This window comes from Intrasporangium oryzae NRRL B-24470 (genome assembly GCF_000576595.1).
GTDB lineage: Bacteria > Actinomycetota > Actinomycetes > Actinomycetales > Dermatophilaceae > Intrasporangium_C > Intrasporangium_C oryzae.
In genome coordinates, this window is record NZ_AWSA01000100.1 from 1 (window position 1) to 2,533 (window position 2,533).

Genomic DNA, 2,533 nt, shown 5'->3' on the forward strand with positions numbered 1-2,533 from the left:
TTGCGGCCGCGGTGGCCGTGGATCTCCTGTTGGACCCGTCGGCGGACCTCGTCGACGGCTGCACCGGCCAGCTTCACCACATGAAAGGCATCCAGCACGGCGACGGCGTCCTCGAGCTGGTCGTCGATGGCGTTCTTGTACCCGCGGAACGGGTCGAGCGTCGCGACCTCGACACAGCTACGGAACTCCTCGCCGCGCTGCTTGAGCCAGCCGGCGTAGGCCGGCCCGGAGCGGCCCACGACGAGGTCGAGCAGCCGGGCCTTCACGATCGTCTTGCCGGGGTTCTTCGGGTCGGGCTGGCGGGTCAGGTCGACCATCCCGGTCAGCTCCTTCGGTCCCCGCTTGATCGGGTTGACGTGGTGCCAGTTGGGTCGGCCCGGGGCGCGGTGGCGACATTGCTGTCGCTCCGTTTCCCCGGGCCGCCCGCCGAACCCGGCGTGCGACTCTCACCGCACCGGGCTCTCCACGAGGGGTTGTTGTTCAGCCGGTGGTGGCTGTCGGGGTCCACGGGGTCGGGATCCGGTAGCCGCGGTAGCGGTACCGGACGACAGAGACGCTGGCTGCGCCCTTGAACCTGATCCCGTCGGCGGCGAGCCGCCAGGTGCCGGGCAGGCAGAACCTGCGCCGAAGCTCTGGCCATCCGATTCGGTGTTTCTTCCGCAGCCATGCCGTGATCCGCTCCCACGCGTAGGAGTCGATCGCGGAGAACGTGGCCTTGGACACCCCGTGCCGGAAGTAGGTGGCCCACCCCCGCAGCACCCGGCCCAGATAGTCCAACAGGTATCCGGGCTCATGGTGCAGGGTCGATCTGTACGTCATGGTCTTCACCCGGCCCTTGATCGAGGCGATCGCCTTCTTCGAGGGCCGCGTGTACACGAACCACTTGTTGCTTCCTCGTCTTCGCATCCGTCGGATGTGGAAGCCGAGGAAGTCGAACCCGTGGTCGATGTGGACCACGCGGGTCTTCTCCGGTGACAGCCGCAGGCCCATCGGGGCCAGAACTGCTGCCACCTCCTGCCGCAGCTGCTCGGCGTGTTCGCGCTGGCCGGTGACGACGATGACGAAGTCGTCGGCGTACCGGATCAGGCGGTAGTTCGCCTTGCCTTGCCGCTTCCGGCGCTGCCGGGCCACCTCGGTCGCCATCTGCTGGTCCCACTCCGTCATGAAGTGTTCGTCCAGCGTCGTCAACGCGATGTTGGCCAGCAGCGGGGAGAGGATCCCGCCCTGCGGGGTGCCGGTGTGCGTGCCCTCGCGGGTGCCGGTGGTGGTCATCACCCCGGACTTGAGGAACGCCTTGACCAGCCCCAGCACGCGCTTGTCACCGATCCGTGCCCGGACCCTAGCCATCAACGCGACGTGATCGATCATGTCGAAGCACGCCTCGATGTCGGCCTCCAACACCCAGTGGTACGACTTGGTGGTGAAGTGATGGATCTCGGCGACGGCGTCCTGCGCGCGCCGGTTCGGCCGGAACCCGTACGAGCACGGAGCGAAGTCCGCCTCGAAGATCGGTTCCAGCACCAGCTTGAGGGCGGCCTGCACCACCCGGTCGGTCACGGTGGGGATCCCCAGCTTGCGCAGTTTCCCGCTCGCCTTGGGGATCATCACCTGACGTACCTCGACCGGGCAGAACGTCCGCGACCGAAGCTGGTCACGCACGTGCTGCAGGAACCCCTCGACCCCGATCCGGGACGCGATCCAAGCCACCGTGGCCCGATCGATCCCGGCCGTCCGCGCCCCGACGTTGCCCGCGACGCGTTGCCACGCCACCACCAGAAACGCCGGGTCACAGACCAGGTTGTACAGATCATCAAACCGGCGGCCGGGGTCTCCGGTCGCCCAACAATGCAGCTTGGTCTGCATCCTCCGTACCGTCACCTGCGCCCAGTCATGCTCAGGCCAGAGGACGGCGCCGGTATTCACCGACGCGTCTTCGGACATCACAGTCCCTCCTTGCTTCCTCTCGCTGCCGCCCTTCCCCATGCGGCCGGCTCTCCCGGCCTCGGAGTACTACGGCGGCTCCGCCCCACCTGCGCCCTTCGGCCGGCAACGCGCCTATCCCCAGGAAGGGGAGCAGACACAGGTGGTTCCCACGTTCACTGTTGTTCGGTCAACGGGCGAGGCGCCCGGCTTTGCCCCTGCGGTCTCGTCGTGGCTACGCCGCAGACCTTCACCACGACCTGCCAGACCCGACACATGCCACCGTTCTGACAGTTCCCCACCACCGCGGCTGCCTGGCTGGCGACCACGCAGGGCGGGGACGCACCGCACACCAGCCCAGATCCACCGGGTTCGAGCTGGTCGACGATGAAGAGGCCTTACGACACCGGTTCCTTGCGTACACCTTCCCGTCTTGCTCACCAGGCACGGCCCGTCCGGTAGTGCCGAACCGCCCTGACTTTGTCGCGGCTGCTCCCATCCACCCCCGGCGTTCCCCGAAGACAGACTGCCGCCAGCTTCACCCAGCCGCTGCGACGGCCAAGCGATGTAGGTCTCTCACCTCCATCCGAAACAACAGCGCCTCGTGGCGCAC

General features: G+C 67.5%; 1 protein-coding gene and 1 pseudogene. Both read right to left on the reverse strand.

The features are described 5' to 3' along the window. Positions 1 to 365: pseudogene (locus tag N865_RS21155) on the reverse strand (ISL3 family transposase); the annotation flags it as partial. 115 nt (positions 366 to 480) lie between these two features. Next, positions 481 to 1,941, reverse strand: a complete 1,461-nt coding sequence (gene ltrA / locus N865_RS21160) for a group II intron reverse transcriptase/maturase (RefSeq protein WP_034810260.1) — start codon at positions 1,939 to 1,941, stop codon at positions 481 to 483. Positions 1,942 to 2,533: the final 592 nt, after the last annotated feature.